General features: G+C 67.0%; 37 protein-coding genes and 2 pseudogenes. 9 read left to right on the top strand and 30 right to left on the bottom strand.

Translation table 11 applies throughout. The features are described from left to right. Positions 1-19: 19 nt before the first annotated feature. The 13 genes from FNV62_RS34075 to FNV62_RS34015 all read right to left on the bottom strand — a co-directional run bounded on the left by FNV62_RS34075 (position 20) and on the right by FNV62_RS34015 (position 7,572). Positions 20-625, bottom strand: coding sequence for a hypothetical protein (locus tag FNV62_RS34075; RefSeq protein ID WP_144315780.1), 606 nt, complete (start codon positions 623-625; stop codon positions 20-22). Positions 626-639: 14 nt separating this feature from the next. Beyond that, a complete protein-coding gene (locus tag FNV62_RS34070; protein WP_144315779.1) occupies positions 640-834 on the bottom strand; it encodes a hypothetical protein in 195 nt (64 codons plus the stop codon). Further along, positions 834-1,022, bottom strand: a complete 189-nt coding sequence (locus tag FNV62_RS34065) for a hypothetical protein (protein WP_144315778.1) — start codon at positions 1,020-1,022, stop codon at positions 834-836. The genes FNV62_RS34070 and FNV62_RS34065 overlap by 1 nt, the downstream gene beginning before the upstream one ends. A 16-nt stretch (positions 1,023-1,038) precedes the next feature. Then, entirely contained in the window at positions 1,039-1,293 is a 255-nt protein-coding gene (locus FNV62_RS34060) for a hypothetical protein (RefSeq protein ID WP_144315777.1), read from the bottom strand. Positions 1,294-1,434: 141 nt separating this feature from the next. Continuing rightward, positions 1,435-3,660, bottom strand: a complete 2,226-nt coding sequence (locus tag FNV62_RS34055) for a cell division protein FtsK (protein WP_205523171.1) — start codon at positions 3,658-3,660, stop codon at positions 1,435-1,437. A 139-nt stretch (positions 3,661-3,799) separates the two neighbouring features. Continuing rightward, positions 3,800-4,099, bottom strand: a complete 300-nt coding sequence (locus tag FNV62_RS34050) for a hypothetical protein (RefSeq protein WP_144315776.1) — start codon at positions 4,097-4,099, stop codon at positions 3,800-3,802. 2 nt (positions 4,100-4,101) lie between these two features. Further along, positions 4,102-4,419, bottom strand: coding sequence for a hypothetical protein (locus FNV62_RS34045; RefSeq protein WP_144315775.1), 318 nt, complete (start codon positions 4,417-4,419; stop codon positions 4,102-4,104). Between the two features lie 2 nt (positions 4,420-4,421). Further along, positions 4,422-4,829: an RRQRL motif-containing zinc-binding protein gene (locus tag FNV62_RS34040; RefSeq protein WP_144315774.1), complete on the bottom strand. Its 408-nt coding sequence runs from the start codon at positions 4,827-4,829 to the stop codon at positions 4,422-4,424. Continuing rightward, on the bottom strand, positions 4,829-5,830 hold the full coding sequence (locus FNV62_RS34035) for a DUF2637 domain-containing protein (RefSeq protein ID WP_144315773.1): 1,002 nt from the start codon (positions 5,828-5,830) through the stop codon (positions 4,829-4,831). The genes FNV62_RS34040 and FNV62_RS34035 overlap by 1 nt, the downstream gene beginning before the upstream one ends. Beyond that, positions 5,827-6,480, bottom strand: a complete 654-nt coding sequence (locus tag FNV62_RS34030; protein WP_144315772.1) for a GGDEF domain-containing protein — start codon at positions 6,478-6,480, stop codon at positions 5,827-5,829. Before FNV62_RS34030 ends, FNV62_RS34035 begins: the two co-directional genes overlap by 4 nt. Beyond that, on the bottom strand, positions 6,477-6,764 hold the full coding sequence (locus FNV62_RS34025; RefSeq protein ID WP_144315771.1) for a hypothetical protein: 288 nt from the start codon (positions 6,762-6,764) through the stop codon (positions 6,477-6,479). The genes FNV62_RS34030 and FNV62_RS34025 overlap by 4 nt, the downstream gene beginning before the upstream one ends. A 122-nt stretch (positions 6,765-6,886) precedes the next feature. Then, positions 6,887-7,336, bottom strand: a complete 450-nt coding sequence (locus FNV62_RS34020; protein WP_144316534.1) for a DUF3307 domain-containing protein — start codon at positions 7,334-7,336, stop codon at positions 6,887-6,889. Positions 7,337-7,341: 5 nt separating this feature from the next. Then, positions 7,342-7,572, bottom strand: coding sequence for a hypothetical protein (locus FNV62_RS34015; RefSeq protein ID WP_144315770.1), 231 nt, complete (start codon positions 7,570-7,572; stop codon positions 7,342-7,344). A 595-nt stretch (positions 7,573-8,167) separates the two neighbouring features. Between FNV62_RS34015 and FNV62_RS34010 the strand changes: the two genes are divergently transcribed. Beyond that, entirely contained in the window at positions 8,168-8,935 is a 768-nt protein-coding gene (locus tag FNV62_RS34010; RefSeq protein ID WP_144315769.1) for a helix-turn-helix domain-containing protein, read from the top strand. Continuing rightward, entirely contained in the window at positions 8,935-9,408 is a 474-nt protein-coding gene (locus tag FNV62_RS34005; protein WP_144315768.1) for an NUDIX domain-containing protein, read from the top strand. The genes FNV62_RS34010 and FNV62_RS34005 overlap by 1 nt, the downstream gene beginning before the upstream one ends. On the opposite strand, the gene FNV62_RS34000 is transcribed toward FNV62_RS34005, so the two are convergent. The 3 genes from FNV62_RS34000 to FNV62_RS33990 form a co-directional block, all read right to left on the bottom strand. Beyond that, complete coding sequence (locus FNV62_RS34000; RefSeq protein ID WP_205523170.1) at positions 9,396-9,965, bottom strand: HD domain-containing protein; 570 nt, start codon at positions 9,963-9,965, stop codon at positions 9,396-9,398. The two genes, FNV62_RS34005 and FNV62_RS34000, sit on opposite strands and share 13 nt — an antisense overlap. A gap of 11 nt (positions 9,966-9,976) precedes the next feature. After that, the gene (locus tag FNV62_RS33995; RefSeq protein ID WP_144315766.1) at positions 9,977-10,423 is read right to left on the bottom strand and encodes a GntR family transcriptional regulator; all 447 of its coding nucleotides are present in this window, start codon (positions 10,421-10,423) and stop codon (positions 9,977-9,979) included. An 87-nt stretch (positions 10,424-10,510) separates the two neighbouring features. Next, positions 10,511-11,809, bottom strand: a complete 1,299-nt coding sequence (locus tag FNV62_RS33990) for a serine/threonine-protein kinase (RefSeq protein ID WP_144315765.1) — start codon at positions 11,807-11,809, stop codon at positions 10,511-10,513. A 652-nt stretch (positions 11,810-12,461) separates the two neighbouring features. On the opposite strand from FNV62_RS33990, the gene FNV62_RS33985 reads away from it, so the two are divergent. Continuing rightward, positions 12,462-13,127, top strand: coding sequence for a hypothetical protein (locus tag FNV62_RS33985; RefSeq protein WP_205523169.1), 666 nt, complete (start codon positions 12,462-12,464; stop codon positions 13,125-13,127). Between the two features lie 64 nt (positions 13,128-13,191). Here FNV62_RS33985 and FNV62_RS33980 read toward each other — a convergent pair whose 3' ends face one another. The 14 genes and pseudogenes from FNV62_RS33980 to FNV62_RS33915 all read right to left on the bottom strand — a co-directional run bounded on the left by FNV62_RS33980 (position 13,192) and on the right by FNV62_RS33915 (position 22,965). Further along, positions 13,192-13,536, bottom strand: coding sequence for a hypothetical protein (locus tag FNV62_RS33980; protein WP_144315764.1), 345 nt, complete (start codon positions 13,534-13,536; stop codon positions 13,192-13,194). 31 nt (positions 13,537-13,567) lie between these two features. Continuing rightward, positions 13,568-14,053 (bottom strand): annotated as a pseudogene (locus tag FNV62_RS33975) (site-specific integrase); the annotation flags it as partial. Positions 14,054-14,085: 32 nt separating this feature from the next. Beyond that, on the bottom strand, positions 14,086-15,624 hold the full coding sequence (locus tag FNV62_RS33970; RefSeq protein ID WP_143600152.1) for an ISKra4 family transposase: 1,539 nt from the start codon (positions 15,622-15,624) through the stop codon (positions 14,086-14,088). Between the two features lie 73 nt (positions 15,625-15,697). Next, a complete protein-coding gene (locus FNV62_RS33965; RefSeq protein ID WP_143600153.1) occupies positions 15,698-16,225 on the bottom strand; it encodes a hypothetical protein in 528 nt (175 codons plus the stop codon). A 101-nt stretch (positions 16,226-16,326) separates the two neighbouring features. Next, positions 16,327-17,223: pseudogene (locus FNV62_RS33960) on the bottom strand (site-specific integrase); the annotation flags it as partial. Next, positions 17,220-17,390: a helix-turn-helix transcriptional regulator gene (locus tag FNV62_RS33955; RefSeq protein ID WP_060900682.1), complete on the bottom strand. Its 171-nt coding sequence runs from the start codon at positions 17,388-17,390 to the stop codon at positions 17,220-17,222. The gene FNV62_RS33955 and the pseudogene FNV62_RS33960, both read right to left, overlap by 4 nt. Further along, positions 17,390-18,703 carry a replication initiator gene (locus FNV62_RS33950; protein ID WP_144315763.1) on the bottom strand — a complete coding sequence of 438 codons (1,314 nt, stop codon included), beginning with the start codon at positions 18,701-18,703 and terminating at the stop codon, positions 17,390-17,392. Before FNV62_RS33950 ends, FNV62_RS33955 begins: the two co-directional genes overlap by 1 nt. 166 nt (positions 18,704-18,869) lie before the next feature. Further along, positions 18,870-19,115, bottom strand: coding sequence for a SpdD protein (locus tag FNV62_RS33945; protein ID WP_144315762.1), 246 nt, complete (start codon positions 19,113-19,115; stop codon positions 18,870-18,872). A gap of 24 nt (positions 19,116-19,139) precedes the next feature. Continuing rightward, positions 19,140-19,334 (bottom strand): hypothetical protein, encoded by a 195-nt coding sequence (locus FNV62_RS33940; RefSeq protein ID WP_144315761.1) that lies wholly within the window; start codon positions 19,332-19,334, stop codon positions 19,140-19,142. A 15-nt stretch (positions 19,335-19,349) separates the two neighbouring features. Then, a complete protein-coding gene (locus tag FNV62_RS33935) occupies positions 19,350-19,541 on the bottom strand; it encodes a mobile element transfer protein (RefSeq protein ID WP_144315760.1) in 192 nt (63 codons plus the stop codon). Positions 19,542-19,553: 12 nt separating this feature from the next. Next, positions 19,554-20,174 (bottom strand): DUF2637 domain-containing protein, encoded by a 621-nt coding sequence (locus tag FNV62_RS33930; RefSeq protein WP_144315759.1) that lies wholly within the window; start codon positions 20,172-20,174, stop codon positions 19,554-19,556. 89 nt (positions 20,175-20,263) lie between these two features. Then, positions 20,264-21,643, bottom strand: a complete 1,380-nt coding sequence (locus FNV62_RS33925; RefSeq protein WP_144315758.1) for an FtsK/SpoIIIE domain-containing protein — start codon at positions 21,641-21,643, stop codon at positions 20,264-20,266. After that, on the bottom strand, positions 21,643-21,999 hold the full coding sequence (locus FNV62_RS33920; RefSeq protein WP_144315757.1) for a hypothetical protein: 357 nt from the start codon (positions 21,997-21,999) through the stop codon (positions 21,643-21,645). Before FNV62_RS33920 ends, FNV62_RS33925 begins: the two co-directional genes overlap by 1 nt. A 177-nt stretch (positions 22,000-22,176) precedes the next feature. Next, positions 22,177-22,965: a GntR family transcriptional regulator gene (locus FNV62_RS33915; protein WP_010985167.1), complete on the bottom strand. Its 789-nt coding sequence runs from the start codon at positions 22,963-22,965 to the stop codon at positions 22,177-22,179. Between the two features lie 107 nt (positions 22,966-23,072). Here FNV62_RS33915 and FNV62_RS33910 point away from each other — a divergent pair, with 107 nt between their 5' ends. From FNV62_RS33910 to FNV62_RS33885, 6 genes are all read left to right on the top strand, one after another. After that, positions 23,073-23,480, top strand: coding sequence for an NUDIX hydrolase (locus FNV62_RS33910; protein WP_037644753.1), 408 nt, complete (start codon positions 23,073-23,075; stop codon positions 23,478-23,480). A 46-nt stretch (positions 23,481-23,526) separates the two neighbouring features. After that, positions 23,527-23,955 (top strand): ATP-binding protein, encoded by a 429-nt coding sequence (locus FNV62_RS33905; RefSeq protein ID WP_144315756.1) that lies wholly within the window; start codon positions 23,527-23,529, stop codon positions 23,953-23,955. Then, the gene (locus FNV62_RS33900) at positions 23,949-24,296 is read left to right on the top strand and encodes a hypothetical protein (RefSeq protein ID WP_144315755.1); all 348 of its coding nucleotides are present in this window, start codon (positions 23,949-23,951) and stop codon (positions 24,294-24,296) included. Before FNV62_RS33905 ends, FNV62_RS33900 begins: the two co-directional genes overlap by 7 nt. Then, positions 24,293-24,670: a hypothetical protein gene (locus FNV62_RS33895; protein ID WP_144315754.1), complete on the top strand. Its 378-nt coding sequence runs from the start codon at positions 24,293-24,295 to the stop codon at positions 24,668-24,670. The genes FNV62_RS33900 and FNV62_RS33895 overlap by 4 nt, the downstream gene beginning before the upstream one ends. A gap of 467 nt (positions 24,671-25,137) precedes the next feature. Continuing rightward, positions 25,138-26,277: a DUF262 domain-containing protein gene (locus tag FNV62_RS33890; protein WP_144315753.1), complete on the top strand. Its 1,140-nt coding sequence runs from the start codon at positions 25,138-25,140 to the stop codon at positions 26,275-26,277. After that, complete coding sequence (locus FNV62_RS33885; protein ID WP_144315752.1) at positions 26,274-26,798, top strand: HEPN domain-containing protein; 525 nt, start codon at positions 26,274-26,276, stop codon at positions 26,796-26,798. The genes FNV62_RS33890 and FNV62_RS33885 overlap by 4 nt, the downstream gene beginning before the upstream one ends. Positions 26,799-26,989: the final 191 nt, after the last annotated feature.

Raw genomic sequence — 26,989 nt, 5'->3', positions numbered from 1 at the left:
GCGGTTGCCTTCCTTCGGGTCAGTGCTGAGTGGGGCTGTCGACGGAGGGGAGTTCGGGCAGGCCTGCGGTCTCCAGCGCCATGGGGTCGAAGCCGGGCAGCGTGGAGCGGATGACGAGTGCCTGTGCGAGCTGTTCGGCGAAGGCGGCGCCGGTGCGGGCGACCTCGATCTGTGTCGTGGCGCGGAGGGTTTCGACGCGTTCGACGTGGGCGTACTCCTCGCGTCGCTCGCTCGTCTGTCGCTCGTACGCGACGGTCTCGCGGCGGTCGTGGCGCCAGTAGCGGGCGGCGAGGCCGTAGGCGCCGGCGGTGGCGAGCGACCACAGCAGCAGGGGCAGTGAGAGCCCGTCGGCGTATCCGGCGACTCCGGCGAAGGCGAGCGCGCCGGAAGCGGCGAACGCGGTCCCCACGAGCAAGGAGTCGCCGGTGCTGTTGCCCGCAGCCACGCCCGCGGCGGCAGCCCCGAGGGACAGCGCGCCCATCAGGACGGCGTTGCCGACGGAGTGTTCGGCGCCGTTGGCGTTCCAGATCCGGGCCAGGGCGAGCACGGTCGTGGTGGCGATGGCGGGCGCGGCCTTGGGCGCGGCGATGGCAAGCCAGTGCCGCGCGACGATGGGTTCGTTCACGGGGTGGTCTCCTCTCACTTGCCGAGCGCGGAGAGGGCGTCGGCGGACGCTTGCACGAGGTTGTGGATGGGCTCGTACGCGCCGGTCCCGGCGACGAAGAACCCGAACAGGAACAGCACCAGGGCGGCACCGCCCCCGGCGGACTTCGTCTTGACGGCGAGGGCGGACGCGGCGCCGAACAACAGCACGGCGGAGATGTTCAGGACCATCAGGAGTCCTCCGGGCGGGCGAGGTTGGTGAACCGGGCGCGCATCTCGGCCAGTACGCGGTGCAGGTCGGCGAGGCTGACCGGATCGGTGCGGAACCGGTCCTGGACTTCGGCGAAGGGCAGGAAGTCGCTCGTCTCGTCGTGGCAGACGATGACGGGCGGCCGACGGTGCTCAGGGCTGTGAGTCATGGGTCCTCTCCCGTGGTCAGTCGGCGGTGCCGGCGCGGTAGATGCGGGCCCAGCGGTTGTAGAGCCAGCGGCCGACGCGTATGCGCTTGCCGGTGGCGTGGCAGCGGCGGCAGTCCTTGCCGCGCTTGAGCTGTCCCTTGCGGTTGGTCTTGAGCTTGTGGCCCATGCCGCGGCACTTGCGGCAGTTGCCGAACGGCGAGGCCGCACACACAGCGACGTAACACAGAGTCACGCCAAGGAACAGGGTGATAGCGAGCAGGGTGAAGGTCATGAAGCGCCCTTCCAGGCGGGTTTCAGGGGTTTCCGCAGGTGGGCCGCTATGCGCTAGCGACCTGATCGGAGCGGGTTTGAGGCGCTATCGGGGCCGCTATCGATAGCAGGGTGTGGCGCTATCGATAGCGGCCCCCAAGGCTCAGCCCGCGTCCCGCTTTCCGTCACGCTCCGCAATCGCAGCGGTGACGTGGGAGCGGTCGATGCCCCGCTTGTTGGTGAACTTGCCCTCGATGCGGCGGCCCACCTGGACCGTGGAGACGCCGCGCGGCTTCAGGGCCGCGGCGAGCGCGTCGGAGTCCCATCCGTCGTAGACCTCGGGGCGCAGTTCGGCGAGCCGCACGACGACGGTCTCGGACCACGCCTTGGTCTCCTTGGCGGGGACGACGGCGAGGATGTCGGCGAGCAGGTCGTAGCCGGTGCTCGCGTCCGTCTCCGGCTCTTCCCCGAGCGCGTGCCCGGACAGCAGTCCGGCCTGTTCACGGGCCTTGCGGGCGCGGGCGGCGATGCTGTCGGCGCCGGGGCCGTCGACGTACACCGAACCCACGATCCGGGCGTCGGAGCCTTCACCCACGAAGTAGTGAATGCCCTTGTCGCCCCAGGCGAACATGGTCGCCCGCACGCCCCGCTTGTAGGCGGACGTGCCGAGCACCATGTCGTTTTCCAACTGCCCCATGACCTTCAGGCACCAACGGGCCGAAGCGTTCGCGGAAATGCCCGTGGGAAGCGCCTTCGCGTCCGGCCGCTGCGTGGCGAGCAGGAGCACGATGCCGGTGGCCGGACCGCGCTTGACCAGGTCGGTTGCGATCTCCTCGAACTCGTCCTTGTGCTTGGGGTGCTCGAACAGCACCTGGCACTCGTCCACCCCGATCACGATGGGGTGCAGCCCAAGGGAGCGCTTGTCTGCGAGTTCGCTGGTCACCTTCGACTCCGGGCAGATGTCCCGCGGAAGCGAGCGGATCACCTTGGTACGCCGGCGCAGCTCCTCGCGCAGCGCCCGGAAGTCGTTCAGCGCGTACTCGATGGCCTCGTCATCGTCGCCCGCGGCGTGCCGGTGCGAGACCGCGTTGCCGACCGGGTCCAGGTCACCCGTGCCCTTCATGTCGTAGGTGTGCAGCTCCGCCCGCGGGTCCAGCGCGGCGATCAGCAGCAGAAGGCGGAGCAGGAACGTCTTGCCCATGCGCGGGATGGCGCCGATGATGCCCGCGATGTACATCAGGGTGACCTCGACCCAGCGTCCGCGCTGGTCGGTGCCGTAGGCGACGGGCTTGAACAGGTTGACCGAACCGCCGTTCATGAGCGGCCACTTGGGCTTGCGGGAGGTCGACATGTCCTGATCGCCGACCCACAGCACCAGGTGCCCGGTGTGCTCGTTCGGTACCGCCTCGGGCCACACGCAGCCCAGTGGCCGGCGCAGACCGGAGGCGAGCCGGTCGCGCCGCTCGATGACGTCCGTGACCGTCACGCCGTAGGGGAGGTTGCCCTCCGCACGCCAGCCCGGACCATCCCGCGTGATCGGGGCGGTGAACTCGAACCCGTCCCGTCCCTTGCCCTGTGCCTGGTTGATGGCGGGGATGCCGAGCGAGCCGAGTGCACGCAGCACGATGTCACTGGTGAGCTTGACCGCCTTGGGCAGCTCCACCGCGCGGTGGATGACCGGGTCGTCCGCCTTGCGTCCGGTGAACCCGAGCGCCATCACGACCGCCCCGACCGAGACGGCCTGAAGCCAGTCGGGGGCGAGCACGTAGATGGCGAGCGCGGAGCCGAGCCCGATGAACATCGCGAGCACGGCCACCAGGGTCCGGAGTCGGACCCGTCCGTCGCGCTGCCGTGACAGCTTCAGGTACTCGGCCGCATCCTCGCGGCGGACCGCGGCGAGTCGGACCGGTTCGCCCTCGCGGTCGGCCACCCACCGCATGGTGCCGCCCAGGAACTTCGCGGCCCCGGACGGAGCCTGAAGAGTGAGCCGCGCGGCGTAGACCGGCGTGCGAAGCGCGTGGTAGCCGACCGAGTGGGCGTAGTGCCGGGCCACCCATCCGGTGGCGGTCTTCAGCTCCGCCGTGGACTTCAGCCACGCCGGAACGACGTCACGGCGCTGGGCACCGAGCAGCCGACCGAGGTAGCCCGGACCGGCCGCCTTGGCGGCCGGAAGGTCGACCAACCGGCGGGCGGTCGGGTCGTCCGACTCGGCAGCCAACCGGTCCGGCGCGGAGTCGGCCGACGGGTCGGAGTCGGGTCGGGTGGTCGGGTCGGCCGACTCGCTGCGGGCCGATCGGGCCTTGTCGAGGTCGACCACCTCGCCCCCGGAGTCGGCCATTTCGGCTTCCAGCCGGTTGAAGAGTTCGTTGTCGTCGTCGGGGTGCTTCACTGAGATTCCTTCCACTTCCGGGTGTGAGGGAGAGCGGGCCTGGCCGACGCTGTAGGAGGTGGGCGGCCAGGCCCGTGGTGCGATGGGGATCGCCGTGGAGAACATGACGGGGGCGCATTCCTGCCCCCGCCAGCGCGGGTCAGCAGCCGTGCCGCTCGCGGTTCTCCGCGTGGCTGAGCTGGGACGGCACGGAACGCGGGCCGTCGACCCAGCAGAACGGGCGGATGCCGTCGGCGGCCGTGAAGACGCGGATGGCGGCACCGTGCGGGGCGGTGGGCAGGGGGTAGACCCGGCCACCGTCCAGGGAGGCCAGCAGTCGGACGCCGTGATGCTCGCAGCCGTCCGCACCGGCACTGACCGCGTCGAGCACGGTCACCACGACCGGACCGACACAGGGCGTGGGGTCGTCCGGGTGGGCGGCGGGGCAGCGACGGTCCATTCTCACCACCACCCCGAGGACTTCTTCGCGGCCTTGGCGGTGGCGGCCTCGTTCACGATCCGCTGCCGCTCGGTCTGCAACGCGGTCAGCTCCGCGGTGAGTCGGGACTGCACCGACTGCCACAGCGTCTCCAGCTTCCGTTCCGCGCGGCCGGTGCTCTTGCCTCGGACGACCTTGTACGAGCCGCCGACAAGGGCCCGCATCACCGCCCGCCGCTCCTGGCCGGTGAGGGGCCACATCTCTTCCTTGCGGACCGCTTCGAGCTTGCGTTCCGTCTGCCGGATCTCGCGGTCCAAGCGGCTGGTGTTGGGCTTGGCCATGTTCAACCCCTCCTCGGGGTGTCGTGGACGGGAGCGGGGGTGGAGGTGTCGGGGAAGGCGCAGGGCACGCACATGCCGATCGAGGTCGGGATGACGTATCCCGCGTCGTTGCGGCACTGCGGGCAGGTGCGGCGGGCGCACATCGCCTTGGCGAGCGCGGCCCGCTTGCCGGGCGTCATCGGCCGCACGGGCTGGGCCCGGTCGATGCGGTAGAGGTAGGCGACCAGCGGGCCGCGGCGGTAGCGCGGGCGCAGCACCTGAGCCGCGATCGGCTGACCGCCCGGACGTAAGCCGCGGGCGCGCAGTTGGCGGCGCGTGGCGAGCCCGTCGGGGGCGTAGCGCCACGGGTAGGTGGGGATGCCGTACTGGCTGCCGGCCGGGTCGTAGCACTTGGCGAATGCTGCGGGCATCAGGCGGCCTCAGCCTCGGTCGGCTCGCCCTCCGCGTCGTCCACGGAGTGCAGCGGGCGGCCGTCGGCACGCTCGGAACGCTCGGACTTCAACGCGTCGCGCAGCGTGCGGGCGTTGGTTGCGGAGCAGTGCACTGCGGTGCGGATGCGGTCTGCGGTCAGCTCCGCCTCGGTCCATTCCGCGGTGACCGTGCGCGTCTCGGTCAGCAGCTCCTCGAAGGTGCGCTGTGCCTTCGCCTTGGCCTTGGTGGCGGGCTGCCGGCGGGCGCGCGGCTTGGGGTCGGCCGCAGGCGCCGGCGGCTCAGCCGGGGCGGGGGTGGTCTCTTCGGTGGCGGGGGCGAGGTCGCCCATGCGCAGCATCACGCGTTCGCGACGCGGGGTCTTGGAACGCCACTTGCGGCCGTACTGCTCGCGCAGGTCGGCGCGGGCCAGCTGCCGTTCCTTCTCGCGCGCCAGGGCCTCGGCGTAGGAGGTGACCTCCCACAGCGTCATCCGGCGCCACAGCGCGAAGGTGGAGGGGAAGGCGAGCAGCCAGCGGGAGAACCGGATTTTCTCCATCCGTCGGCCGGTGGCAGCGCCGATCCGTACGGCGTAGATGTGCGCGCCGATCTCGGAAAAGACCACCCACAGCAGCGGCATGGTGCCGTGCGCGACCTTGGCCGACAGGGAGTGTCCGGCCGCGATGTTCAGCCCGCACGTGATGAGCGTCAGCAGCCAGGGCACGAACCGCACCCACGCGAGCGCCATATCCATGCGGATCAGCAGCAGGTTGGCGACGGTGAACACGGGGATGGCCACGTCGATCCCGACCGGCAGCATCCACGGCGAGTGGAAACCCCAGCTCACCGCAGCGGCGGACACCGCGTCGAAGGAGGAAATCAGACCCAGCGCGCCGACCGCGGCAGCAGCGAGCGCGCCGACTCCGGCAAGCCCCATCTCCGGGCGGGTCAGCGGCGGCACCCCGGACGCGGGCGTCTCGGGGGTGGTCGTCGTGGTGGTCATGCTGCGGCCTCCGTTCCGCCGGACGTGCCTGGGCGACCGGCGCGGCGGTTGTTGACCGTCCCTGCCTGCGGGGTGAGGTCCAGGGCGGTCAACCAGTCGGCGCCGGAGCGCTTGGCCGCGTACATCTGCTCATCGGCCAACCGCAGCAGCGTGGACAGGTCCACGTCGTCGGTGGCCGGGTCGTAGGCGACGGCACCGATGGAGGCACCCACGGCGAGCGCGCGGCCGTCGACGGGCACCGGCTGCTCGATGGCTCGGGTCAGCTCGCTGAGCGTCCAGGACAGATCCGCGAGGCTCAAAACCCGGGCGACGGCGGCGAATTCGTCGCCACCGAGGCGGACCACCGTGGCCAGGTTGACGGCTGCCCACTCGGCCAGCCGTCGGCCGGTGGCCTCGATGATGGCGTCTCCGGCCGCGTGCCCGTAGGTGTCATTGATCTCCTTGAACTTGTTGAGGTCGATGACATAGACCGCGCTGCGGCCACCCGCCAGCACCTTCGCGGCACGCTCCGCGAACGCGTCCCGGGTCAACAGGCCGGTGAGCGGGTCACGGCGGGCGGCCTCGACGCGGTGGCGCAGGCGCAGCGCGTGCAGGGACCATCCGGCCGCCATCGGCACTCCGGCCACGGCGGCGAACAGCAGCTCACTCATGCCGCAACCCCCTTGCGTGCCGTGCGCCGACGGGCGGGGCGGACCAGGGGGACGACGTCGAACAGGTCCGGGTTCTCCTCGATGACCTGCGCCGCGATGCGGACCAGGTCATCGGGAAAGTTCGGGTTGTCGGCGAGGATGTCGCGCGCCGCGTCCTCGCGAGCCGCGCGCTCCTCGTCCGTCTCGCCCTCGACCCCGAGCCACAGCTCAACCGGGGTACCGAGGGCAAGTTCCGCGAAGTCTTCGGCAGAGATGGCCTGTTGGCGGCCAATGTACGTACGCATGGCAGTTCTCCTGACATCGAAGGGACGCCGGGACGGTCGCGGTCTTTGGCGAGAAGCGACCGCCCCGGAAGACGAGACCCACACCGCAGACGCGGGCGGGGTGGTGCGGGAAGCGGGGAGGGTCAGACCGTGGCGATGATGAGCGCGGCGACCAGCAGCCACAGGTGATGGAAGGACTGGTCAAGCGCGTACGCGCCGGTCCCGATGTGCGGGTTGTCGCCCATGCCGGCGCGCGGGGCACCAAGCCGGTAGAACTCCCCCTTGCCGGTCACCTTGGCCAGCCACGCCAGCGTGGTGCGACGGTCCGCCCACCAGTGCGTGACCGCGTCGATGCCGAGCCCGACGACGATGCCGAGCACCGACAGGCGCAGGTCCAGCAGCCAGACAACCGGCAGCAGAACCGCGACCTTGGTCGCGGTCAGGGTGGCGACGTGCCGAGCGCCGGCGAGGCGGCCGGCCCAGCCGGGGCGGCCCTTGTGCGCAGACTGGTGAGAGGTCTGCACCCAGTGGTCGCCCACGCTGTGGGCGACGTACAGGGCGACGAACGCGGCGGCGAAGGTGGCGGCATTCACGGCGGTCACCGGCTCTCGTCGCGGGCCTGAACGAGCTGAATGGCCAGCCGGGCGAAGTGGGCAACGGCGTCGAAGTCCGCGAACGTCACGCCGTAGGTCTCGGCCGCCTGAAGCATGCCGTGCAGGATCGAAGCGGCATCGGCCACCTGAGCGGCCGTCGGCCGGTGACCGGGGGCGAACTCCATGGCGGCCGAACCGATGCGGTGGGCGATGTTGTCGAGGTCGCGCTGATTCACGGATCTTCTCCTGGTGTCGAGGGACTTGAAGCCGATGCGGTCGCGGTCCTTGGCGAGAGGCGACCGCCTCGCAGGGCGGAGCGGCGGGGTCAGATGTCCGAGACGATCCCGGCTCCCCTCAGCGCTGCTCGTACGAGACGAGCAGCGGAGGCAACCGGCCGCCGCGCGAGAGCGCGGCGGTGAGATGAGGTGGTGCGTTGTCTCCTTCATCGCGACCGCGCTCCCGTGTCAGGTAGAGCTGTCCGGCCTCGAAGTAGGCGTATGGAGACGTGACCTTGCGGTCTAAGCCCTCCGGTTAATGCCAAGGCGCCGGGTCGCCTCCCCCCGTCCGATGCGGGGCTCCTGGTCGTGCACTCGTTCGGGGCGCTGACACGACCCGAACGAGAGGAACATGTATTACGTGTTCCTCATCTTGCAGAGAGAGGTTCACCCCGTCAAGCCCTTCGGCTGTTGGAGGTCTGGGAGTCCCTCGCGCTCGATGTACCTACAGACTGGCGTCGACAGCGACGACGTTCGACTTCGCGGTTGCGCGGCTCAGGTCGTTCTTAGCTACCGTGAAGTCGAACCAAGTCGTCCCAGGAAGGCGGAGGTTGGCATGGCGAACGAGCGACTGCGCGGCGCGATAGTGGACTTGGGCCTGACGCTCGATGAGGTCGCCGAACGACTCGGGGTCGCGGCCAAGACGGTCGAACGATGGATCAACGAACCTGAGCGCAAGCCATATCGCCGCTTCCAGTTCGCAACGGCCTCGCTGTTGAAGTGCGAAGTGTCGTACCTGTGGCCGGACGAGCGCACGTCAGCTGAGGTCGCGGCCGCCGGCAATGCGGAGTTGGTTAGGCTCTATCCGCACCGGTCCGTCGTGATGCAAACCCTCTGGACGAACCTCTACTCCAAGGCGACGCGTCAGTTTGACCTGTTGGTGTACTCCGGGTTCTGGCTCACGGAAGACGCGTCGTTCCACCGCATCGTGAAAGAGAAGTCAGCGGACGGAGTGCCCATCCGCTTCATCCTGGGAGAGCCCACGTCGCCAGCCGTGGCAGTGCGGGGCGAGGACGAAGGGATCGGCGCGGCGATGGCAGGCAAGATCCGGAACGCCCTCATCAACTACAGCCCGCTCTTCGGTCTCCCCGGAGTGGAGTTCCGGCTGCACAGTACGACCCTCTACAACTCGATCTACCGGGCCGATGACGAGATGCTGGCGAACGGACACCTCTACGGCGTCGGCGCCTACATGGCCCCCGTGCTGCACCTGCAACGCGTGCCCGGCGGTGAACTCTTCGACGCCTACGCTGAGAGCGTTGAGAAGGTCTGGGAATCCGCCCGCCCGATCTCTTCACCTGCCGATTGGGAAGGCACTGCCTGATGAGCCGTATCGACTACTTCCGCGACCCGAACGCCCCTCAGGCCAACTCGGTGGTGCCCTCGGTCACTGCGGTCGTCCGAGACGACGGGGGGCGGTTGCTGCTCATCCACAAGACGGACAACGATCTGTGGGCACTGCCGGGCGGTGGCCACGACATCGGCGAGCGCATCGGTGACACCGTCGTCCGTGAGGTCGCGGAAGAGACCGGCATTGACGTTGAGGTCGACAGCATCATAGGGCTCTACACCGACCCCGAACACGTGCTGGCGTACGACGACGGAGAGGTCCGGCAACAGTTCTCCATCTGCTTCCGAGCCCACCCCATCGGGGGCTCCTTGCGTACGAGCAGCGAGTCAAAAGAGGTCCGCTGGGTTAACCCAGCGGACCTTGACGGATTGGACATCCACCCGTCGATGATGCTGCGCATCCGCCACGGTCTCGACGACTCGCGGCGAGAGCCCTACATCGGCTGATCGTCGGCAGAGACCTCCGCCAAGCGGCCCTCAACACGCTTCGCGGCTGCATGGATCTCGGGGGCCGCGCGCTGAATGAACCGCCCGACGATCGTGTCCGGACCGTACCGCTGCACGATCTCGTCCAGCCGCTCAGCCGACGTGGTCTGCGTCCCGTCGGGCGTCGTGGTCATGTCGCAGAACAGCAGGGCGTCGACCAGGTCCGGACGCTCTAGCTCGAACTCCCCCTCCAGCTCCTGCCTCAGTCCGCGTTCCTCGGCTTCCAACAGGGCGCAGGAGTGGTGAGCCACGAGACGAACGACCCGCTCGTCTGCCTTTTCCTGGTACCGGAGGAAGCGTGCGCCGTCCAGCGGGTGAAAGCCGGTCGTGGCGATGGCCGGCGAGTACCCGATGTCATGCAACACCGCGGCGGCTTCCAGCAACTCGGCATCGTCGCCCATGACTGGGCCCAAGGAGCGGGCGCGTTTGGCGACCCCCAGCGAGTGCGCCCACCGGCGCGGGAGCGGATCGGACAGCAGCGATTCGGAGAGCGAGTACGCCCACTCAGTCAGTCCCATGGCGGCCAAGACTACGGCCGGACGGTGGGCGTCGGGAGAGCGCGCACGGTTCGCCCCTTGCCGTGAACGGTGGCGAGCAGGCCATTTCCCTCCATCTGAGCAAGGACACGGCGCACGGCCGTACGGGAGGCCCCGAACCTCTCGCACAATTTCGCTTCGGACGGGTAGGTGTCGCCCACTGAGAGCGCGTCCTCCGCGATCACATCGGTCATCCGCTCGGCAAGAGACCGACGATCGCCACCCCGAGCGACGCGCCACCCGATCCCGGGGGCAGGCTCAACAAGACCGTCGGCTTCGAGAGCCTTGAGCGCGCGACGGATCGTGTTGCGGGATACGCCATGCGAACGCATGAGGGCGGCCTCCGACGGCAACTGGGCCTCGTCGTCGCCCGATTCGATCTGCCGACGCAACGACTCAGAGACCTGCAAGTATGTACCTCTCGGGCTCGCTTGTGGCACTCAGAACTCCCCTTCAGTCACGTAGGTTCCACGCCCTCTCAAACTGGCCTATGACATGCAGTCTCGCACGCCCGTCTGTCGAGCATCCTATTCGGGAGGCAAGGCAGCCATGATTGCGGTTGGCAGCGAGTGTTGGCGCAGGTAGAAGCTCATAAAACGCGCCTCTTCCTGGTGTTCACGCAGAAGCGACGCAACCAACAGGATGTCCTCAGCTTCCTTCATTTTCGAGACAATCGAAGCGAACATCTCGCCAATGAAAAATCGATTGTGACTCGCCCCAACTATGAGGATCCGGCGAAGCACTAGCCGCCGAATCGTATAGTCATCATCAGAGGCAACGAATGCCACGTTGCGGAAAAATTTCGCAATAGCGTCAGTGTAGCTGAACGGGTGGCTACCCTCGGAAAATTGATCGAAAGCAGAGACTATTTGCCGAAACTCCTGCGGCGCACACTTCTGAATCTCGCTCAGTGTTTCGACGGAGAGGGCAGGAACAAAGTCTCTGTAGAAAACCTCGTCGTCCGCCTTCTCGACCAGGAGCCTGGCCAGCGAGAGTGTGGCTTCCGAATCTCCCTCAAGAGACTCCGCGTTGAGGGCGCGCGCCCTCTCCATCGGCGGGGTTAGATCAGGTACGCCAGTAACCAGCAGCTCAAGCTCTTGTCGGAACTCGCTCACCGTCTGATACCTGTCAGAGGGCTCGTCAGCCACAGACCTGGTTATCAGGTACCGAAACCTTGCGGGTACCAGCTCCCGCCGAAAGTAGGGAAACGGGACCTTACCCGTAAGGCAGTGGTAGAATATCCGCCCAATGGACAGAATATCCGCACTCTCAGTTACCTCGTGCGCATCGTCGTACTGTTCAGGCGCCATGTAGGCGACACTGCCAACGACGGTCTTGGATTGGGTAATGGTGACACTATCGGAGTTCACGTCTCTGCATAGGCCAAAGTCGGAAACAACCCACCTGCCGTTCAAAAATAGAATATTGGCAGGCTTAAGATCACGATGCAAAACACCTTCACTGTGCGCAAACTCCACAGCGTCAGCAATCGTAAGAATTATGTCAACGCTTTCCGTCTCCGTTAGCGGTCCGTTGGCAAGCTTCTGCTCCAGAGACATTTCCGCGTAGGGCATCGTGAAGAGCGGACCGGTAGGGCTTTTATATATGCGCAGGATCGGCATAATGCCGTCATGACGGAGAGTCGACTGTATTCGAACTTCGCGCTCGAATCTTGCGCGATCGGCGCTGCCCTCGCTGACGTCGAGGGTATCCAGCGGGCGCTTTAGAACGACGATCTCCTGTGTCTGGCCTTCGCGAGCAAGCCATACCTCTCCTTGTCCTCCTGCGCCGAGCTTGCGGATCTTGAAAAGCTTGACACCGGCCACGAGGAGTCCCCGTTCTCACAGTTGGCTTCGTCGCCCACACTGGCTGATAGCCGCATTTTAGCGGCAGCAAGGACGGTGACACGGCTCCAACTGCGAGATCTCTGGGGCCCATGCGCGGGTGGGACGCCCGCGCCCACAGACGTCCGATGCGCTCAGAGTTGAGCGTCTATCTGCGTGGCAACGGCCGCGCATGTCCAGGGAAGGTCGGCGCAGGTCAGCGCTGCGCTCCCCCCTGCCCCGACGGCGACCAAGGTTGCTTCGGGACGAAGGGTCGTGGTGCGCACGGCCACATCACGGGCACTCCCACAGTCGACCAACTCCAAGACTCTGCGCACGGTATGCGATAGAGATCCCGCATCAGGTCGGCGGCCTCCGACATACGTGCAGGTCAAGGCAGCTTTCGGCGGCGCTCTAGTCATGCCCTCCGGAGCCGTGTGCGCAGGTTCGAATCCTGCCGGGGGCACCCTGTATGAGGTGCCCAAAGACCCCGTCACCAGCGGAAACGCTGAGGCCGGGGTCTTCGCGTATGTGCAGGCAGATGCAGCCCGAGGCGGCTCTATGTCGGGGTCTGTGGACGAGACGTGGACGGGATCTTGGAGCATTCCCGCAGGTGACACCCCAAAGTCGAGCAGACTGCCGCACGAGCAGTTCCATGGACGAGTTGGGGGATCTCGTGGACGTGACCACGCTTGCCGTCGCGCTGATTAGCGTCGGGGGAACGCTGGGCGGGACTCTGGGCGGAGCGGTGCTCAGCCAGCGCGCCAGTCGTGACCAAGCCGCGGAGCAGAACCAGCGCACCGACCGTGAACGGGCACAGGAGCGCACTGATCAAGCGCTGCAAGCCAAGCGCGATCTCTATGCCCAGCTGAACACTGCGGCTCGCGCCTACCGGGTCGCCGCCCGAGACGCCGTCCGAGCAGCCGAGCGCGGTGAAAGCAGCGAGCTGGCAGCACTTGACGCCGCCAAGGACGCTTGGGGCGACCATTACTCACAGGCGCAGATGGCGCTGTCGAAGGACGTTCTGGAAGTGGCTTCGACCCTGAACAGGGCGCTCGGCGTCGGGTACTCAGTCGTCAAGCAGCTACCGATCAGCTCCGACCTTGACGGGGCATACGAGCGGGCAAAGACATGGTTCAGCCGTCCGCTGTCCGATGGCGTGTACCTGTTGAGGGTCACACTGCGACATGATCTCGGCGTCGAGGTCGACCCGAATTTCGACCAAGCTCGTACACAGATGCTCAATACGCTCGACAGCTCGCGCAAACACCTGGAGCGGCTACTCGCCGCAGAGGGAGTTCAGGCCCCCAGGGCAAACTGAAGGACCACTCAAAAGGCGAGGCCCCTGGCCAAGATGCCAGGGGCCTCGCACGTGTGCACAGTGATCACACTTGGATCTCCCGAACCAGGGTCTCGTCTCCCTCGTAGAGCTCCAGGGAGTAGCTCAACCCGAGGCCCTGGAGTACTCCGCCGAGCTCGTCAAAACGCTGTGGGTCTACGACACCGTTCAGCAGAATGTCTGGACCGTCGATCGGGTCGATCTCCAGCTGACACCAGCTGGTTTCCACTTCGTAGCCGTGCCAGGAAGACGACCTCGAACGCCATCCGGCGCGCACGAAGTGCTGGGCTACCTCAGAGGCATCCCGGCAACCGCGCAGGACACCACATGCGTTGTTGCCGACCTCCACCCATTCAGGGGCGAGCTCTCGGCCATCTTCGGATTTGTCCACGCCGGAAGTATGAGTCCCAGGTCCCATGCGATCACTCGTATTCGCGAAGCAGGTCCTCGATACGCCGGTTGGCTACGTCCTGCCGCCCATCAAGGCACTTCGCGTAGCGGGTCAGCAGGACCTCAACGCTGTTGCCAGCACGCTCGGCGACCTCGGTGGGGTCGACGCCAGCGTTGAGCCACGTCGACAGCGCCGAGTGCCGAAGGTCGTACGGACGACTTGCGAGCGGCGAGGCCGCGGCGGCCGGCGGGAGAGCCAGGAGCCGAGCCTCCTGCCAGACCCGGTAGTAGGTGGAGGACGGGACGACCGAGCCCTTCTCGCTGAAGAAAAGCCGCCCGTCATCCGCCGTGCCGAAAGTGGCCAGGTGCTCGCGGAACACGGCTACGAGGTGAGGCGGGATAGGCACCCGCCTGACGTCCTCGATCGGTCGATTCTTGAGCCCGCGGTCGTCGTGGGTCTCCCCCGATTCGGTCCACTGCTTGCCGACCGACGGACGAGTCCGATGGAGCAAAGCCGATGGGTGCGGATCCTCTGAAGTGACGGTCGGGATCAAGCGGTGAGGCTGTAGTTCCGCTGGTCAGGGCTGGGGTAGAGACGTTGATGTTCGCGGGCCGAGTGGAAGTTCCAGTAGTCCTCGAAGTCGTTGTTCGTGATCAGTGCGCGGAGTTGGAGGACGGCTTCGGCGCCGTTGAGTCCCCAGCGGGCGCCGGTGATGTCGAGGCGGTCGGCGATCAGGTGGCGGCAGGCGCCTTCGACGGCGCCGGTGGCGATCGGCCAGCCGGCTGTGAGGGCGGTGTCGTAGTGGAGCTGGTCGAGGTGGCCGGTGAGGTAGCGGTGGCAGGTGGTGACTGCGTCGCGGCGGGCGGCGGGAAGCTGTTCGGCTGCGGCCTGCGCGGTCATCTCGGTCGCGGCGCGGTCGGCGTGTCCGGCGAGGATCGCGGTGAGTTTGTCCGCGGCCCAGGTTTCGGCCTCGCGGCTGCCGGGTGGATGAAAGGCGTGCGCGGCCGTCCAGCAGTATTCGGCGACGTGCACGAAGTCGAGCAGGACGTTCAGACGGATGCCGCGGCGGGCGGCTTCGGTGTGGATCAGGTCGAGTTGGTGGCGGGCGCCGTCGACGAGCACGATCCAGTCCCGCAGATGCTGCGGGTCGCGGGCCTCGGCCTGGGCGAAGGCGTCGGAGACGACCTGTTCCGGAGGGCGGATCACCGAGGCGGTGCACCATTTCCGCTCTGCTTTCGGACCTGGCCTCGGCTGCCGGGTCTCGCTGCGGCCGCCGGGTGGATGGACGATGTCGTGTGGCCGACGCGGGGCGGGCGCGGTGTCGAAGACGCAGGCCACCGTCGCCATGCGCTTGCGGTTGGGTTTCTCACCCGGGGCCAAGCGCCCGCGCCGCCCGGCCGCCGCGCTTTGGGCCGCGGCCCGGCGGGTGGCCTCGCGCAGTGCTTCGGGGCGCATCACCACGCCTTTGCCGTCAACCTGGATGACCAGCGGCATCTCGCGGGTGCACGGGGTGGGGATCTTCACCGTGTAGTAGGCGGCGATGTCGACGGCCGCGGCGACCACCAGTTCTTCGAGGCGGCGCTTGCCGAGCACTCTTCCGCACCGTCGCTCGATCGCAGCGGCGGCCTGGTCGAACGAGCCGCGGACCGCTTCCAGGACCGCGAGCCGGGCCAGACCGCGGGAGTGCCGGCCGGCGGGCAGCGACAGGTCCGCATCCGCCGGGTGCACGTTGGACACGCCGCGGCCGCGATAAGCGATCCTGGTCACCCGCACCGGCCCGAACACGCAGGTCAGCCAGCGACGATGGCCCTTCTCCCGCCAGGTCCGCTCCTGTCCTTCCGGCCCACGCACCACCGGCTGCCCTCCGCCCGTGCGCACCGCGTCCTCTTCGTTCCTCGCCCGCATATCGAGGTGATCCTGTATCAACTGCCGCAACAGCTCGCGTCCCTGCCGCTCAAGCAGCAGCTCCAGCTCGTCGTGGGCCATACTCCGCGCCGGGGCACCGGCCAGCGTCGAGACGAGGCATTCGAAGGCATCACGGGAGGCGACGTACGGATCAGGCTCGGATAAGGCGTCGTACTGTTCCATCTGGGGCTCTTCTTCTGCTCTTCTGCGATTCGTTTGGTTGGCACCTTCGAATCTACGGAGAAGAGCCCCTTGGTCACTGGGAGTTGACCCGGTCGGCGTCCGGCCCATGGCGGGCGAGGGTAAACCGTCCCGGCGCGTCCTCGTCCAGCCAGCCCCGCTCCACCAGACGCTTCAGCTTCCCCCGTGTCCCCTCGATCTTTGCTGTCGTGGCCTCCAGCCCGATCCGCGGCACGATCTGCTTGGCCTGCAGTGGACCTGGAGCATCAGCGACAATCTCCACGATGTCCCGGTACACGTCCGGCAACACCTGAGCGACCAGGCCCTCCCGCCACGGCGGCACCGCCATCACCCCGATGCCGTGAGGTGCCGACGTCTCCTCGGACTCCGGCACATCGTGCGCCGGCCCGTCCGGCGCTGCCTCCGCGGCCGACAAGTCCGCCAGCACCTGCGCGACGGTCTCCCGCGTGATCTCCAACCGCGACAGATCCTCCCGGGCCCTCTCCAACCGGACGGCCAACTCCGCCGCTTCAGCCTGGAGTTCCTCCACCCGCTGTCGAGCCGCGGCCTCCCGCGCCTGAAGCTCTTCCGGCAACGACACCATGGCGCCCCACCTCCACCCCGCCACGGTAGAAGCACGACGGCACCGACCACACCCCAATCAGCGTCTTCCCAGCTCAGCTATCCCTCGAAAGGAACTACACCCAAAGCCGATCCCCAGCCTTGCTCGGGAAGGCCTAGATCCGTCTCAGCGAGGCCGACCGCCTCAGCCGGCCGGAGCCCGCCGAAGTACATGGCCGCGAACAGACCCACGAGGCGCCGGCCACGAGCACGCCGGTAACCACCCACGTAGGAAACGGCCGCCAGGAGATTGCGAGCCTGCTCCGGGTTGGCGACAACCCGGGGATCGACCTGGTTGGACACCTTCGGCTTCTGCCAGCGGACGGCCGTGATCGGGTTCTCCCGCAGCTCCCCCAGGTCAACGGCATAATTTGCAGCGTTGACGAGCGTCCGCCGCTTACGCCGCACGGTCTCAGCTGCCGCGGCCGTGCCGTCGAGCTTGAGCTTCAGCGAGTCCAGCACGCCACGGGCCGTGGCTGGCTCAGCGAGATCGGCAAGCGGCCGCGACGCCTTCGACACCCAGTGCAGGACGTTCCGCACATCGTCCGGGACCTCTCGGTCATCAGGCCCCGGCAACACGAAGGCCCAGTTGCGAAGCGCTTTACGGATGGCCTGGTCGGACGGCCGTCCAGGCCGCTCGTCGAGGAGCTCCACGGTCACGCTGGTGAGCGATTCGTTGATGCCGTCCCGCGTATTGGGGGCGGCATGCGGCCACTTCATCGCCAGGTACTTGAGGGCGAAGTCGTACCAAGAGACGGCCGACTTCTTCTGTTCCATCGAGGCCGGGAGGCCGGACTCCTTATCGAACTCCTCTCCGTCGCGCATCGCGCGCATGAGCTTCGTGCGGTAGTGATCGGCAAGCGCCTTGGTGCGGAAGGAGTCGGAGAAGACGTTGCCCGCCACGGACCAGCGGACGCCGTATGAGGGCGTTTTGGTATCGCGCTTGCGCACAGCCCAGACCTTCACGTCGAGAGACTTCACGCTGCGGCCTCCAGCTGTCGCAGCCACGTGGTGAAGTCACTCCGCCACACTCGGAGCTCCCCGTTGGGCAGCTTGAACGCGGCCGGCCCGTATCCCAACTCACGCCAGCGGTAGAACGTCCGGCGAGAGACGCCGCCCAGCTCATCCAAGACTTGGCGAACGGTCATCAGCTCGTCGCGACGCGGGTCCACGTCGGTTCTCCTTCCGTGCCGGGGGCGGGGTCTAGGGATGCGGCAAGCCAGGCTTCGGCACTGCTGAGGCCGGTACCGGCGAACACCCAGTGCGAGAGAACGAGGGTCGTCATTTCGGTCTCGCCCTCGGTGGCTGCTGCGGCTTGGGCGCGGCGCCATTCGGCGCGGGCGGTGCGGAGTGCGCCGAGGGTGGTGGAGTAGCGGCGGGATTTGGTGGAGAAGTGGCCGCGGAAGCCGAGCATGTGTGCCCAGGCGCGGAGCCGGAGGTCTTCCAGTTCCTTGCGGGCGCCGAGGGTCCAGGCGGTGCGGATCATCCGGCGGGCGTGGTCGGTGATGTCGAGCTGGGCGAGTTCGGCGAGGAACTTCAGCGGGCGGTCGAGAGCTCCCGTGGCGGTCTCGGCGCCCTTGGTGGCGTACTTGGCGATGTAGGAGGCGACGGCCCGTTCGGTCAGTTCCTGGTCGCCGTCGAAGTCGGCGGATCGGATGGTACGGACGTCGATCTGACGGCCGAAGGTGAAGGAGTGGACGCGTCCGTCGATGACCGGGCCGTCCACGCGGACGTGGGCAGCGGCGGCGCGTATGGCGTCGGTGAGCAGCTCGGCGGTGGCCCAGACCGGGGGCGGGGTGTCGCCGCCCTCGGGGCCGTCAATGCGGATGACGGCGTGGAAGTGGACGGCGCCGCGCTTCTGGTATTCGGCGACCTTGGCGAAGGAGACCCGGGCGTACTGGCGGAATGCGCGTTGTGAGAGTCCGGCTCGCTTGGCGACCTCCCGGCGGAGGTAGGTGGAGAAGCGGCGCCACAGCGGACCGGCGTGCGCGTTCCAGAGGACGGCCGCGTCGTAGTCGTAGGTGTCTGGGTTGAGCGGAGTACCGAGCGCGGCGTCGTCCTGGTCGTGGCGGACGCCGCAGCGGCAGCGGCGGACTGAACCGGCCGGGCCGGAGGGGCGGTTGTGGACGGGGCCGAAGCTGGGCGCGGTGAAGGTGGCGAAGACGCGAGGGTGGGCGGCGACGCGTTCCGGGACGCCCTTGCCACCCCGCAGGCCGGAGGTGATCAGGTGGAAGGTGTCTCGGCGGTAGACCTCCGCGCAGGCAGCGCAGCGGGTCGTACGTCGGTTGTTGCAGCGGACCAGGAGATGACCGGCCGGGAGGGCGGCAGAGTCGAGGCGGTGGAGGACGTTGCCGATCTCGCCGGTACGGGTGTCGACGTCGTACTCGGTGCGGTGGCCGTCGAGGCGGATCGGGTGGGTGCAGCCGCCGAGTCCGGAGAGCTGGCGGAGGATACCGGGCAGGGTGCCGTGCTGGGCGAGCTTGGCGAGTTCGGGCAGTGGGGGCGGGGTAGGGCGGGTGAAGATGGCGTTCTCCTTCTGGCTGGCTTGCTGCGCTGGTCAGGAGGGATGAGCCCCGGGGCGGTGGATGCTTGGCCGTGTCGAACCGCCCCGGGGCATCAGGCGCCGTTCAGCGCCGGTGGTGGTCGCGAAGCATCGAGCGCAGGACCACGGCCGCGATGGCGACCGAGATGGCCGTGACGGCGACGGCGGCCAGGAGCGCGGTCAGCACGGCTCCGCCGACGAGGACGGCCGCGACCGCTCCGGGACTGATGGAGATCTGCGGGAGCGTGCGTCGTACGGGTGCCGGATCGGCCGGGGCGTGGGTGTGTGCGGGCGGCGGGGTCGGGTTGTCGGGGTACTTGGGCAGGAACACAGCGAAGTCTCCTTATCTACTCGTCTAGTCATGTGAGCCGTTGACAATGCCCACCCCGGAACGCGTGCCGGAGTCGATGGCGGGGGCCATGAAGGTGCGCGAGAGCAGGAAGCCGAACAGGGCGATCACGACGACGATCCAGGTACGGACGCCGAGGAACTTGACCGCTCCCCAGGCGATGAAGCCGAGGACGACGACGAGGGGGAGGCTGACGGTCACGTGGTGCGGGTCCTTTCAGCGGACGGGGCAGCGGTGGGTGCGGGCGGCGAGTTCGGCTGCGGCGCGGCTGTCGTAGTCGGCGGAGAAGCCGCAGCGCGGGGCGGTGCAGGCGGCGGTGTGCTTCTCACGGCCCCGGTTGTCGTACGACGTACCGACCCGGACGGGGCCGATGCGGGTGACGTCACGGAAGCGCCGGTCAGGGGACATGTGGGACTCCTTTCAGAGGTGGGCGGCGATGGCTTCGGCCATGGGTGCGGGGACGCCGAGCCGGGCGCGGAGGGTCGGGGTGTCGATGACCGTTCCAGTGCGGGTGTGGTGTTCGGCGGCGACCTTGCGGGCGTGTTCGACCAGGGCAGCCGGGACAGTCACGGCAGGCGGAGCGGGGGTCGGCTCGGGAGCCGGTTGCGCAGGGAGCTCCGGGGCAGGATCAGGCGCGTCCTCCTGGTCCTGCCGGTCCTCGGTGTCCTCGTGCGGAGCCGGGGTCGAGTGGGCGAGAAGTGTTCCGCCGAGGAAGGCAACCGCGGGCCAGCCCGCGACGAGGATGCGCAGCCATGCCGGCACCTGCTCTAGGTCGAGGAGCCCGGCGGTAGCGACGTTGGCCCCGAGGGACGCGGTGAGCGCGATGACGAACCAGCACCACCCAGCCGCTTTCGCGTCGCCGGTCCGCAGTCGGCGCCAGGCGGCGACGAGCAGCAGGTCGACCGAGACGGGATACGCCCAGGCCTTCCATCCGTCCTGACCGGCCGCCGAGGCGACGTCGTGCAGGTGGGCGAAGGACAGCGCGGCGGCGATGAGGGCCTGTACGAGTACCGCGTCGATACGGGCCAGTTGGGCGCGCATGCTGCGGCTCCTTCCGGATTCAGGCATGGCAGGGGTAGGGAGTTGGCGCGAGGCAGTCACGCCGACCGGGGTGGGGAGGGGGGCGAGTGTCAGTCGGCCACGGGGCGCGGCTGGAGTACCGGGCCCGTCGCCGTCTCGACGAGCCGTACGGGAACGTCGGGCCGGAAGCGCTTGAGCGCGGGCAGGTCGGGCACCAGGTGGGCCGACTCGCGGCAGATCTCGGCGGCATCGCCGAGGGAGAGATACGGGGTGCGGATGCGGGACCAGCCGCCGGAGGTGTCACCGGCCACGGCCAGGCCAGGCCGTTCGGGAGCGATGGCGCACGCGGCGGAGACGGCTTCGGGGGCGATGTCGCCGAGCGCCATCTTGGCGGAGGCTTCGTCGTTGACGCGGTGGCAGACACGGCCGGTGAGCTGGGCCCGGAGCATGGTCGCCCCCTTGCCCAGTTCGGCGCCGAAGCGCTGCCCGCAGACCTCCAGATAGATGCCGGCGGCGCGGCCGAGCTGGGCGAGGCGGATGAGCTGGGTGACCATCTCGTCGCGCCGGTCCTCGTCCTTGCGGGTGGCGACGAGGAAGAGTTCGGCCACCTCGTCGACGAACAGCACGATGGGTACGGGGCGTTCGTGCTCGGGCAGGCCCCAGATGTCCGAGGTGATCTCCTCGTCGGGGGCGTCCGGCGCGATCCCCTGCCGGGCCTTGATCAGGTCGTATCGGTCCTCCATTTCCTTGACGAGCACCGGCAGCAGCTCGGCCGCCTGTTCCGGGTCGGTGGCCAGTGCCGAAAGCCGGGCCGCGAACGGCGACAGCTCCACACCGCGCTTGCAGTCGATGCCGACCAGGGCGACGGGCTGCGGCGCGAGTCCGGCGACGAGATGCCGCAGGTACATGGACTTTCCCGACAGCGTTGCACCGAGGGTCACTTGATGAGGCACGGTCCGGTAGTCCCGCACGAAGGGAGTCGCGTCCTCCCGCAGCGCGACCGGCACCTTGAGGAACCCGCCATCGACCTTGCGCGGCATCCGGACCCGCCGCAGCACGTCGAAGCCGACGAGCCGCAGTTCGACCACACCGGGCTTGACGGTCGTGACGTATACGGCGTGAACGCCCCAGGCATGCCGCAGCCGTTCGGCCGAGGCGGCGACGTCGGCGGGTTCCTGCCCGGGAGCGAGCCGCAGACGAAGCCGTAACCCGGTCGAAGTCGGCCGGATGATGCCCCGACGAGGCGGCACGGGGCGTATCTCCCGTCGGGTGGTGGCCTTGACTGCCAGGACCCGCAGCCGGGAGGGAGCCACGGTCAGGCCGCAGGCCTCCATGACGGAGCTGTAGGAGCTGAGCAGCCGGGCCGTGGATATCGGGAGGCCGACCGTGGACCAGTAGACCCCGGGGTGCTTGGCCCGGGTGTAGGCAGCCCCGCCGCCGAGCGCGACGAGGGGACCACCCACCTCCAGAAGCGTTGCCAGATCGGTCATCAGGCCGTGGCCCCCATGACCGCCGGGAACGCGGCCGGAGTGACGGCGGCGGAGCGGTAGGCGATGCCGTGCCGCTGCTGCCCGTTGAACACGCTCTCCCAGGGCCGGGCCACGAGCCCCGGCAGCGAGACCGGAGCGCCGAGCGCGAGCCCCTCGGACACCCCGCTCTCCGGAACCGTGACCTTGATCAGGGACGACTCCCCTTCCTCGATGTAGACGACGCCGATCGTCATCAGGGCCTCACCGCTGTTGATGTCCTTGGCGATCTCGCCGGTCTGCCGGTCGCGGACCTTGGGCTCGGGTGCCTCGGTCAGCAAGATCGTTGCGGCCGAGGTCTCCACACGGATGGTGCGCAAGAGTTCTTCCTATCTACTCGTCTATATAAGATGCAGCCTTCGAACCCGATCTCCGGGAACGACGACCACCCTGCCACGCAACTTGCCCACTCGTCTATACGAGTATGCCTGTTGGCGTGTACGAGTTCCGGGAAGCGGCCTCGCGCACCACCGCGGATCACCCGCTCCTCACGCCGATCACGTCGCCGGGAGCTGGTACGACAGGACGTACGCGTCCGCCGCCATGACCGTGTCGCAGACCTCCACGGCCCTCCCCTCTGTGTCGTACGCGGTGCGGATCAGGTGGATCACGGGCACGCCGGAGGCCAGCCGGAGCGTCTTGACCTCGGACGGCGAGGGCATCCGGGCCCGGATCTCTTCCTCGAAGTGGTCGAGCCGATGACCCAGTTCCTCAAGACGGGCATAGATGCCGCCCGGGCCGGGATTGGGCTCGGCGATCGGGGTGTCCCGGGCGATGTCGAGCGGGAGGTACGAGGTGGCGAACTCGACCGGACGCCCGTCGAGGAGATACCGGCGCCGGCGGGCGAGCACGCGCCGTACGGAGCCGAGCCGGGTGGAGATGTCCTGACTGGCCTTCTCCTCCTTCACCTCCAGGCTGTCCACCTGCGGGTGACTTCCGGCGGCGTCGGCCTCGACGATGAACGCGGACTTCCCCTGTTCGCGGTGGCGCCGGGCGAACCGGTCGGAGGCGAGCCGCCGCACGGGTGGCCGTGGTCGGACGAAGACGCCCTTCCCGTGCTCGGCATGGACGAGCCCCTCACCCTGGAGGATGGAGAAGGAGTTCCGGACGGTCATCCGGGACACTCCGTAGTGCTCAACGAGCTCAGCTTCCGAGGGGAGCTTTTCGCCCTCCTTGAATCGCCCACGGTCGATGGCCTCGCGCAGCTGGTCGGCGATCTGCCGGAACACCGCACGATCGCTCGTGGGGTCCAGGTCGCCAAGCAGACTGGTCGGGAGTGAGGTCACGAGTACTCCTTTAGGTATCTAGACGAGTGGGCGAGTGTTGTTGCTACGGTGGAGAGCCTAGCCATCCGAGAAGGCCGAGGAACGTGACCACTGACCGCCCGCACTCCGTGAGCGTTGCCGGAGTCATTGTCGACGACCAGGGCCGAGCCCTGCTGATCAAGCGTCGCGACAACGGTCACTGGGAACCCCCGGGTGGCATCGTCGAGCGGGAGGAAACTCTCCCCGAGGCCCTCCAGCGCGAAGTCCTCGAAGAAACCGGAATCAAGATCGCGCTTCCCGCCACACTCACCGGCGTCTACAAGAACATGACGGGCCTGATCGTCTCTCTGGTCTTCCGCTGCGAGGCCGCCGACGGCACACCCACCACCGGGGACGAGACCTACGCACTGCGCTGGGCCACCCGCGAAGAAGTCACCGAACTCGCCGACGAGGCGTACGCGATCCGCGTCCTTGACGCACTCGACGCGGCGTCCCCGCCGGCCATCCGCGCCCACGACGGCGTGAAACTCGTCTAGCCCGAACCCGCTGCACATGGCGGCCTACCAGCACGAAGGAACTTGTATGCACGAGTATACGAGCACTGCGCGGGTCTGGGGACTCACTTGCCCAGGTTTCCCCGAAGAGGTCAGCAGGGCCCGCCGCTGGACCCGCGACATCCTGCGCGGCTCACCGTTGGCCGAGGACGCCGAACTGATCGTGAGCGAGCTGAGCGCGAACGCGATCCTCCACACCACCAGCGGACAGCAGTCGGGCAGCTTCCATCTGGCACTCGCGGTCTCTTCTCAGGTGGTTGCTCTGTCGGTCACCGACGACGGCGGCACTGGGACGGCGCCGAAGGCCGAGCACGCCGACCAGAACGCCACACACGGGCGAGGCCTCGGCATGGTCAGCGCGATCGCCCACCGAGTCGTGATCCACGACAACCAGGCCGGCCACACGGTCACAGCGGAACTCTTCACGAGCGTCCGCCCGGGAGGCCACCCGTGCTGACGTCACCCACTCCCGAGGACTTAGCCGCGGAAGGACAGGGCGGCACGTACCGCTGCTGGGCCACGGCCTATCCACTGCACGAGACCAGCTCCATCCCCCTGGGATCACACGAGGCGACGAGCCCACGCCTGGCGCTGCGATGGCTCCGAGAGCGCACGAGGAACGTCACGGACCAACTCGACATGGCGTACGCCCAGTCGGGCCGCTACTGGCTCAGGGACGAGACCGAACACGAACGAGCCCTCGCCTACCTGACCACAGGCACGGCCTACCAACTCGCCCTGCACGACGAGAACACGCGCTACGCCCTCGTGGCCTACCCGCCGGGAGCGACCCCGTGAACGGATACATCCGCGGCTTCTGGTGCGAGTGCTGGACCGAAGACCTCACCGAGGCGCAACAGCCGACCCTCCGCGGCTCCTTCGACGCCCACTCGGCCGGACAGGCAGACCGCTGGATAGCGATCGCACTGCGCACCATCACACCAGCACTGGACTCCAGAGCCTCCGACGAAGCCTGGGACTGGCTCTACGAGGGCCGCATCGAAACGAGAAGAGCTCTCCTGTGCTCGGAATCCTGCACGGTCACGATCAACCAGAGCGGCACACGCATCACTTGGACGGCCCAACCAGTGCTCTTCCTACCCCTGGCACACCGGCAAGGTTTCGAACTCCCCACCTGTGCACACGACTTCAAGCCCCACACCAGGTACTGAGTTACAACTTTCTCTACTGGTTCAAGTCGGCTCGCATCCGCTCGCCGCGCGGCCCGGCCCCCGGCCGGGCCTGCGCTCCTGTCTCCGCCCCGCTCCAGCCCGACCGGCGCCCGTGCCGCGCGCACGTCAATCAGCCGCATGACGTTTGAGAAGAGGCACGTCATGGCTGGGGCGGTCGGCTCCATTGCTCTAGCCCACCTCCCCGGTCAGGGTCCTGCGTTGAGCGAGACCAGGGGACCACTCGTGTTAATTGCGGTCAGGCCCAAAGCCTGTCCGAGTTGCCAACCGGCGCGCGGCCTCCCGGCCATGCTCAGCCCAAGGCCACAAGGCCAAGCAGGCCACGGACCAAACCCGATCCACCGACCTTCGCGTACACCAACCGGCGTCTGCCAGCTGGAGGTAGGTTGCCAACTGGACGCGCACAGCGACACAGCAACGGGCGCCTCTGCGAGGGCGAAGGAGGCACGATGTCGGCGGATGAGGCTGGCCTTGATAAAAGCACCGAGCAGCTCGAGCTGCAGGTCGAAGAGGCACAGGATGAAGAGGAGCGTGACGTTGCTATCCCCGATCTCGAACCTCTCTCATACTTCGGCACGGACTTTGATGTCCATGGCCTAGTTCGACGACTAAACCAGAAGGACATCGTAGTCCCCAGTTTCGACCCAGTAACTGACTCAGAATCTGAACTATCGGGATTCCAGAGAAAATTCGTCTGGAAGAAGACCCAGATGGACCGATTTATTGAGTCGCTCCTACTCGGATTCCCCATTCCAGGGATCTTCCTCGTACAGCAACCCAATAAGCAACTGCTAGTTCTCGATGGACAGCAACGACTGCGTACGCTTCAAAAATTCTTCAGCGGCGAGTACGCCTCAGGGGAAGAATTCCGCTTGGACAATGTCGGAAAAGAAATGAAAGGACTCACGTACGGGACGCTAGAAGACGAACAGAGGAGACTGCTGGACAACACCTTCATTCACGCCACAGTCGTAAAATACAATCGATCACTCGGGGGCGACGAAAGCGTCTACTCCTTGTTCGAAAGGCTGAATACGGGCGGAACGAATCTCTATCCGCAGGAAATTCGCGTGGCGCTGTTCCATGGCGAACTCGTAGAACTCTTGAGAGAATTGAATGGCTATAGTGGCTGGCGCAGCATCTACGGCCCTCTTTCTGAGAGACTGAAGGACCAGGAGCTAATCCTCCGCTTCCTTGCTTTCTTCGAGGATGAAGCAAGCTATAAACGACCACTTAAGGTTTTTCTGAACGAGTTCCTCTCCGCGCATCGCGATTTGGAAGGTCTCTCTAAGGACGATCTTCGGAAAACATTCCACGACACCTGCGACGCCGCTAGTGCTGCACTTGGCAGACGTGCTCTGCGGGCCGAAAGTCAAGTCAACGCGGCCTTCGCGGACGCCATGCTTGTTGGCCTGGCTCATCGCCTGAAGCGAGGCCCAATCCAGGATCTATCCGCCCTGGAGCAGGTGCGAACGGAACTACTCGGGAATGCCGATTTCACCAGCGCCGTCGCTAGGGCCACCGCTGACGAAGAGCGGGTTTCACGCCGCCTATCGATGGCTAAAGAGGCTTTCGGGAAAGTCCAGTGACAAGAAAGAAGGCGAGCCACTCTCAAGCTGCGCGAGTACAAGTGGACAGGCTCAAAAAATCAGTTGAGGACCTTTACATTCGCGCAGACCCCAGAAATATTGAGGACCTCGAGATCGCCAGCGATCTCGGCAGATATCTATGTGTGAGGGTTTCTGGATTCCTGGAGCAGGCAACCCAGGTGATCTTGCATGACTACTGCTCGCGAAACGCCTGGGGTGAAGTTCAAACCTTCGCTCACTCATGGCTTGATCGAATGCCAAATCTAAGTGCAGACGCCCTGATTAAGCTCGTTAAGAGATTTAGTAATTCATGGGCATTTGAACTTGAAGAATTGCTGTCGAAGGAGGAGAGGCGGGCTAGCCTCAATGCTCTTATCGGGATTCGAAATGACGTCGCACACGGTAAGCAGCAGGGCATGTCTCGACAGCAGGCATGGGAATATTTCGAGCTAGCCGAGATGATAGTCGATTGGCTATTGGACCGATTTGGCGAGGTGACCCCTAACGGCGTTCGCCAGTAAGCCGAATGAAGAAACCCGGCGCTGGCACTGCCCCGAGGGCCGCGCCAGACGCGCGCCAAATCGTGCCGGGCTCCATGAGTCAGCACGAAAGTCAGCCTTCGATACCTCAACTCCCTAAGCTAAGGGCTCCGACGTTTTCGTCACGGGTCGGCCGTCACGGTTTGGTCTGGTCGACGAACACACCTCGACAG

Origin of the sequence: Streptomyces sp. RLB3-17, from assembly GCF_007113425.2 — a bacterium.
GTDB lineage: Bacteria > Actinomycetota > Actinomycetes > Streptomycetales > Streptomycetaceae > Streptomyces > Streptomyces mirabilis_D.
The sequence above is the reverse complement of the archived record's forward strand: the minus strand, read 5'-3'. Positions and strand labels throughout refer to the sequence as shown.